Annotated in this window: 6 protein-coding genes and 1 pseudogene; 5 read left to right on the top strand and 2 right to left on the bottom strand. The window is 56.6% G+C overall.

From position 1 onward, the window contains the following. The 4 genes from CQ041_RS26610 to CQ041_RS19120 all read left to right on the top strand — a co-directional run. Window positions 1-77, top strand: a 77-nt coding sequence (locus CQ041_RS26610) for a hypothetical protein (protein ID WP_223820631.1), incomplete at its 5' end; no start/stop codon positions are given. Between the two features lie 371 nt (window positions 78-448). Continuing rightward, entirely contained in the window at window positions 449-949 is a 501-nt protein-coding gene (locus CQ041_RS19130) for a Bro-N domain-containing protein (RefSeq protein WP_240995271.1), read from the top strand. A 116-nt stretch (window positions 950-1,065) separates the two neighbouring features. Beyond that, window positions 1,066-1,782 carry an HNH endonuclease gene (locus CQ041_RS19125; protein ID WP_105523909.1) on the top strand — a complete coding sequence of 239 codons (717 nt, stop codon included), beginning with the start codon at window positions 1,066-1,068 and terminating at the stop codon, window positions 1,780-1,782. Between the two features lie 72 nt (window positions 1,783-1,854). Next, window positions 1,855-2,499 carry an HAD-IB family hydrolase gene (locus CQ041_RS19120; RefSeq protein WP_105523910.1) on the top strand — a complete coding sequence of 215 codons (645 nt, stop codon included), beginning with the start codon at window positions 1,855-1,857 and terminating at the stop codon, window positions 2,497-2,499. A gap of 132 nt (window positions 2,500-2,631) precedes the next feature. On the opposite strand, the gene CQ041_RS19115 is transcribed toward CQ041_RS19120, so the two are convergent. Then, entirely contained in the window at window positions 2,632-4,176 is a 1,545-nt protein-coding gene (locus CQ041_RS19115; protein ID WP_105523911.1) for a Fic family protein, read from the bottom strand. A gap of 270 nt (window positions 4,177-4,446) precedes the next feature. Beyond that, on the bottom strand, window positions 4,447-5,406 hold the full coding sequence (locus tag CQ041_RS19110) for a LysR family transcriptional regulator (RefSeq protein ID WP_105523912.1): 960 nt from the start codon (window positions 5,404-5,406) through the stop codon (window positions 4,447-4,449). Between the two features lie 193 nt (window positions 5,407-5,599). On the opposite strand from CQ041_RS19110, the pseudogene argH reads away from it, so the two are divergent. Continuing rightward, window positions 5,600-7,027: pseudogene (argH, locus tag CQ041_RS19105) on the top strand (argininosuccinate lyase). Window positions 7,028-7,092: the final 65 nt, after the last annotated feature.

The following is a 7,092-nucleotide window of genomic DNA, read 5'->3' as shown; positions in this document are numbered from 1 at the left end:
ACTTGAAGAAAGAGAAAAACTTCTTTGAGACCCGCGTGATCGAGTATCAGACCGGTGGCGCGTTGAGCTGGGATTGATTCCAGCGCCAAGTCACCTCAAGAAGCCCTGACTCGTTCAGGGCTTTTTTTATGCGCGTTTGTCTCGATCGGATCGGTCTTACGCATAGATCATCCGTTGCACGGTTGATCGGGTTTTAGTCATTGAATAGCATCGTCCGCCGGGGCCTAAGAAACGCCCAACGTAGATGTTTGTCTCAATCACACAGTTTAACATCCATCCGACCTCCGTCAGGCGGTGCGTATGTCTTGAGGCAAGCCAGTTGGAGTTTCTTAATCCGTCTCTACGTTGGGCTTTTGCCCTTCCGAAAATCACGTAGAGGTCATAGGAAATTCCTAGCCAATATCTGCTCAACTTGCCGGCTGCCAAAAAGGCAGCCACGCCTGAGCCCTTGATTGCCATCGTTTTTACGCGTCACTCTCTTCAACTCCACGCCCTTCTTATAGAAAACCAAGCATGGTTCTACGCGCGCGATTTTGGACGTTTGATGGGCCACTACCTGGATGAACGGACGACTCGTAAGCTCGACGAGGATCAGAAACACACCCTGCGATTGCTGTACCACGGTCAACCGGAAGAAATGTTGATGATCAGCGAGTCCGGCGCCTATGCGCTGCTGGTCTATCACTACGCGCCAGAGAACAGACGGCTACGAAATTGGCTCACTCATGAAGTTATTCCGACATTGCGCGACGAGCACCAGCCAAGAGCAGTAGAGCAGCCGTTGTTAAGCATGTTGGATTGGCCGGAGATGTCATTAAACCTTCTGCATTGGCAGGATGAAGGCTGGATTCGGCTTCGGGATATGCCGTATTTATTGGTGAGGCGAATCTATCGAAGTGAAGCGCAGGGGCTTCGTAGTGGAGAAAGCTCATTCAGGGTTTCCGAATGAAGCAGCGAATCCACCAAAGCAAGCGACAGCCAACTCCTGCGGGAGTGTAGGAAATTTCGTAGACTCAATAATGGCTACTCAGTATCGTCCGAGGGTTTTCTACTCTCGGCGGCTGTATGGATACAAAAAAAAGTAACACCGGATGGAGCGATCAGGAGCTTGAAGCGTCCGTCGATGGCTACCTGAAAATGTTGAAATTGGAAAGTCTCGGCCAGCAGCTTAACAAGAAAGCTGAACACGAGCTGCTGCGCGAAAGCGCTCTAAGCGCTCGATCCTTGGCGTCGGTCGACTACCGCATGCGCAATATTTCTGCTGTATTTGAAACGCTGAATCAAACGCCAATTGCGGGTTACACAGCTGCAAATAATGTCGGCTCGGGAATCGTCTCTCGTATTCGTCGAATGCTTGAACAACGCGGCATCGTTGAATCTCAAGACAACGCCCCCACTTTTGATGAAGCGTTATTGGAACAGCGCGCGGCAAAGCTGCAAAGCAAACCCATCAAGACTAGGCCCGAAGGCATCACCAAGCCGCAACAGGTCAGTACAACCAGCACATCCTACGTCCGCGATCCGGAAGTACGTGCTTGGGTGCGTCAGCAGGCGGCGGGTATTTGTGAAGGTTGTGGCCTAGATGCGCCGTTCAACCTAGACAACGGCCAGCCATTTCTTGAAGTACATCACGTCAAGCACCTAGCCCAGAAGGGTTCGGATCGCATCACCAATGCTGTAGCCTTGTGCCCCAACTGCCATCAGCGTTGTCACCGGTCGAGTGACCGGGATGCCTTCACCGCAGGGCTTTACGCCAAGATCGGAAGATTGGCACGCGAGTAAACTCCTGCTGTCACACCTGATGCACACTCAAAAAATACCCGATAGGACCGAGGCCAACCCGTGAACCCAGACATGCTTGAAGCCGGCCCCGCTGACGCCAAAGTACTTTCCGTCTTTGACTTCGACGGCACGCTGACCCACCACGACAGTTTCGTACCCTTCCTCAAGTTTGCCTTTGGCCCCGGTGAGTTTTATGGCCGGATGGTCAAGCTGGCCGTACCTGGGCTGCGCTTTTTGCTGCAGCGGATCAGCCGGGATGAGTTGAAGGCGCAGTTGATCCGCACCTTCATGACCGGGGTGGAGAAGGCGTGGGTGCAGCAGAAGGCTGAGGAGTATTGCCAGAAAAACTGGGCGCGGTTGATGCGGCCGGCAGGCGTGCTGTCGGTGGAGCAGGAATTGGGTTCCGGGGCGGAGGTGACGTTGTGTTCGGCGTCGCCGGCGTTGGTGTTGCAGCCGTTTGCCAATCGGCTGGGGATCAAGTTGATCGGGACTGAGCTTGAGGTGGTCGATGGGGTGCTGACCGGTAAGCTCACCGGGAATAACTGCCGCTGTGAGAACAAGGTGCTCAGGCTTGAGGCGGTGTATGGAGACCTGGGGGAATATCGGCTGCGGGCCTGGGGCGATACGCGTGGGGATCGGGAGTTGCTGGCGGCGGCGCAGGATGCACATTTTCGGCATTTTCATGCGAAGAAGAAGCGGGTTCGGTTGCAGCGGTGATGCGGGTGGGTGGGGTTAGCGGGTAATTCCTTTGCAGCCTCGCTGGGGCTCGACAGCTCCCACACTTGAGCGGATGAGCACCGAGGGTCGCGCACTATCATGGGGTGCTAGTGCGCGGATGGCCCACTCCGATCAATCGTCACCGCTTCCCAATTCTTGATCTTCAAATGCGGATCGCACCGCTTCCACAACCCGTTCGGCTAGGTGAATCACTTCCAGCTGCGGATAAGCCTTCTTTAATTTCCCCGATACCTGCCAGCCATTTTCCTTTAACGAGCGAATGACTCGGTTTGCGTCCTGATCAGGCATTTCCAGCACTTCTTTTAGCCGTTCCTGGGCGCGCTGAAAGATGACCAACACACGCGCTTCATCAGCCATCTCTATACGAACCGTGTGCGCCACTACCTGTGCCGTATACAAGACTTGTTCGGTCAAGTCGGGGTAGCGCCACGCGAATTGCGCATCGTCGTAGTCATCGAAGACCAGATTGCTGCGGGTTCCGTCCTCGTAGACTCCAAGTTCTCCAAATCGATAGGAGCCAGCGTAGCGTTGCATGAATGGCCGCGAAAATGCCTCAAGCGTACGATCGTAACGCGCCCGGAAATCAATCGAGCTTGTGATTGTGGCCGACACTGGCAGGATTACGCCATCAGGCACCGCCTTATCACGGATCAAGGTATCGTTGATCAGAAAGCGATGGATCCGACCATTGCCGTCTCGCATGGGGTGGATATAGATAAAAGCGAAAGCGATTACAGCTGCCCGGGCCAGCGGCTCAGCGCCCCGTGTTGCCAACTCGAATGCTTTCAAGCCATCAAGCAGTTGCGTCAGCACCTCAAATTGCGGCGCAATGTAGTGCACGATGTCCTCGCGCAGGGTGGCCTGCCCCACGAAGACCGGTGAGTGCCGTAGGCCCAGCCCGAGCGCCTCTTCCCCTAAGATACCGGCTTGCAAGGTGTGCAGGCTTTCATTACTCAACGGATTGTCGATGTGCCCACAGTACTTGGCGATCACGTGGGCAAACCGCTGGATCCTGTCGGCTTTGTCTGCCTCTCTCTCGATCAAAAAGCTGGCACGCGACTCCTTGAACGTCAGCCAACTTGCCGTGCGCATCAGGATATCAGCGCCAAAGGCCTGGTTCAGCTGCAGCAGTGACGCCCCCAGATCAAATTGCAGCGCTTCCTGCACGGCTTCAGTGCGACGAATCAAGGGACAGAGCGCAGGCACTCCGGGCAGATTATCGTTGATGCGCCAGCGGCGTACCCGCAGAGACTCAACGCGGGTCAGGTAACGCTGTGATGAAACGGCATCGACGTAGCCGCCGTTGGTGACATCTGGCACATCAAGGTGCAGTCCCGTTAACCACTCGTAAAGGAATCCGGTCCGGCGGGCATATTGACCAAAGGGCGTTTGCCGGCACCAGGCTTCGACGGGGCCAGGGCCGGCCGCAGCAAATAGGCGAGCGAAGAATTCGAGGTGAATTTCTTCGTACTTGAGCCCGAACTCGAAATGCCCTGCAAAGTCGTCCGAGGGTTGGTAGCTGAGGGGGTACTTACGCGCGACATGTCCATTGCTCTCGCGGCTCATGCGGGTCGTACCGATTACCGATTCGACGCGTAGTGGCTGAGCAAGCGCTATACGGTAGCGGTCAGCGAGTGCCTTGAAGCCTACCTGCATGGTCGAATCCCCTAACGAACGCTAAAAAACGATAACTATTGGAGAATAGTAGGCGAAAACGATAATTTTGCGAGTACGAAAACGCTAATGCGCCCTTAAATTTGCTAACAAATCAGCTATTTCATTTGAAAACGATAACAACCTAAAGGGCAGCGATCCGAGTTGAGGTGCCGTCAGGAGACCGAGTCGATCCCTTCGCAGCCTCGCTGGGGCTCGACAGCTCCCACAGTTGACCTCTGTCGCTCGGAGGGACGGTGTTCGGCTTGAGTGTTATGTCGTGGCTTTGAGGTCTACGCCCAGCGCTGTCGCGAAGGCTTTTACCATTGGGCTGCGCGGGGCGTTGTGGCGCAGGATCAGGTTGAATGCCGTGCTCAGGTGGACCTGTTCCGGGCACAGTACGCGTAGGCGCCCTTCTCTTACCAATGGCGTGGCGTAGTGTTCCGGTAGAAATCCGAGGAACCGACCGGTGAGGATCAGGATCGCGACGGCTTCCACTTGTGAGGCCGAGGCGGACTGGCTGTCGTAGTTGACGAAGTTGGCCTTGTCGCGGTGGATCGCGTACCGATGGTTGACCACTTCGTATTGGCGCAGTACTTCCGGTGTGATTTCACTCGCCTTGAACAGCGGGTGTCCTACGGCGCAATAAGCGTGGGCTTTTTCTTCGTAGAGCGGGAAGTAGTCGAATTCTTCGCGGCGCTGGTACACCGGCACGATGCCGACGATCAGGCGGCCTTCCACAACGCCGCGCTCAACTTCGTCCAACTGTGAGGCATGTAAGCGCAATCTAATCTTGGGTGATTCGCTATGTAATTTCCCCAACGCGGCAATGAGCGGGGAGTTAACGTCGGATACGGTGTTATCAATAACCCCCACACTAAGGTCCCCAATAAGCTCGTTCTGCGCCGAACTAAGCTTGTCGCGAAAACTGTCCACCGAGGTAAATAACTCGATGGAGGCTTGGTACACCAACTTGCCTTCTTCGGTCAGGCCGAACCCTTCCCTGCCCCGTGTGCACAGGCGCATGCCGATGCGAATCTCGAGGTCGGAGATTTGTTTGCTGATCGCCGCCAGGCCCACGTTCAGTTCGTTTTGCGCGGCGCTGAAGCCGCCCGCTTCGACCACGGCCATGAACACACGCAGCAATTTGAAGTCCAGCCCGCTCAGTTGCAGGGGTGGTCTTGTGCCAGGTGTTGGCGGCAGGTTTCCAGAAGTGGAAAGTGGAGTTTCCATAATACGCGTTGACCTCAAGTGCCATATTCAACAGGCTTGAACCCAGTCCTTGAACATAGCCAGGCGGCGATAATGAACATAAACATCCGCCCTTGGCAACCTTGAATACGGCGCGTCAGACGCTGGTTCAGTTTAGTTGAAACCTTATTTTTACTGCCTCCGACTCTTCTAAAAACAAGCGTGAGGAACATCCATGTCCCAGTCCACCGACCGCCTTTGGGGCGCTCGTTTCAAGACCGGTCCGTCTGCTGCACTGGCCGCGTTATCGCGTTGCCCTGAGCGCTATTTCCGCCTGACGCCCTACGACCTGGCCGGCTCCCGTGCCCATGCCCGTGAGTTGCAGCGCGCGGGTTTGCTGGATGAGTCGGAGACCTTGCGCACCCTTGAAGCCTTGGACGGTATCGGTGCAGATTTCGCTGCCGGCACTCTGCACCCCACCCTGGACGACGAGGACGTGCACACCTTCATCGAACGCGTATTGACCGAGCGCCTCGGCGCCCTGGGCGGCAAATTGCGCGCCGGGCGCTCGCGGAACGACCAGACCGCCAATGACCTGCGCCTTTTCCTACGGGACCATGCGCGCACCATCGCCACTGAAGTGCTGGGTTTGCAGCAGGCGCTGGTGAATTAGGCAGAGCAGCATATCGAGAGCATTTGCCCAGGCTTCACCCACTTGCAGCAGGCACAACCGATTGTGTTCGCTCATCACTTGCTGGCCCATGCCCAGTCGATGTTGCGGGATGTGCAGCGTTTGGTGGATTGGGATGCGCGTACGGCGCTGTCGCCATTGGGTGCGGCAGCCATGGCCGGCTCTGCGATTGCGCGCCAGCCAGAACATTCCGCCAAGGAAATGGGCTATACCGGGCCGTGCGAAAACTCCATCGATGCCGTCGCCAGCCGTGACCATGTGGCGGAGTTCCTGTTTGTGGCAGGCATGCTCGGGGTGAATATTTCGCGGCTGTCGGAAGAGTTTTGCCTATGGTCGTCGCGCCAATTTCGCTGGGTGGTGCTGGACGATGCCTACGCTACCGGCAGCTCGATCATGCCGCAGAAGAAGAATCCGGACATTGCCGAACTGGCGCGAGGCAAGGCTGGGCGCTTGATTGGCAACCTGACCGGGTTGATGTCCACGCTAAAGTCGTTGCCGCTGTCGTACAACCGCGATTTGAGTGAAGACAAGCACAGTGTGTTGGACAGCGTGGACACGTTGCTGCTGGTGTTGCCGGCAATGGCTGGGATGGTCGCGACCATGAACGTGCAGGTCGAAGAGCTGCGGCGTCAGGCGCCGATGGGCTTTACCTTGGCGACTGAGGTGGCGGACTGGTTGGCGACCCGTGGTGTGCCGTTCAAAGAGGCCCATGAGATTACCGGCGCCTTGGTGCAGGCCTGTGAGAAGCATGAGATTGAATTGTGGGAAGCCTCACCGGCGATGTTGGCGGAGGTGGATGCACGACTCACACCAGAAGTGCGCGACTGCTTGACCCTGGAAGCGGCGATTGCGGCGCGCAGTGGGTGGGGTGGGACAGCGCCGGAGCGGGTTCGGGAGCAGATTGGGCGGTTGAAGTCCGCATTAGTGGCTCAACAGCAGTGGGCAGCGAGTTATCAGGGGTTCCGGATTTAAATCTGCGGTGTTTGGGCTGGCGTCTTCGCAGGCAAGCCAGCTCCCACATTTGGACCGCGTACTGT

Source organism: Pseudomonas sp. MYb60, assembly GCF_002979555.1.
GTDB lineage: Bacteria > Pseudomonadota > Gammaproteobacteria > Pseudomonadales > Pseudomonadaceae > Aquipseudomonas.
The sequence above is the reverse complement of the archived record's forward strand: the minus strand, read 5'-3'. Positions and strand labels throughout refer to the sequence as shown.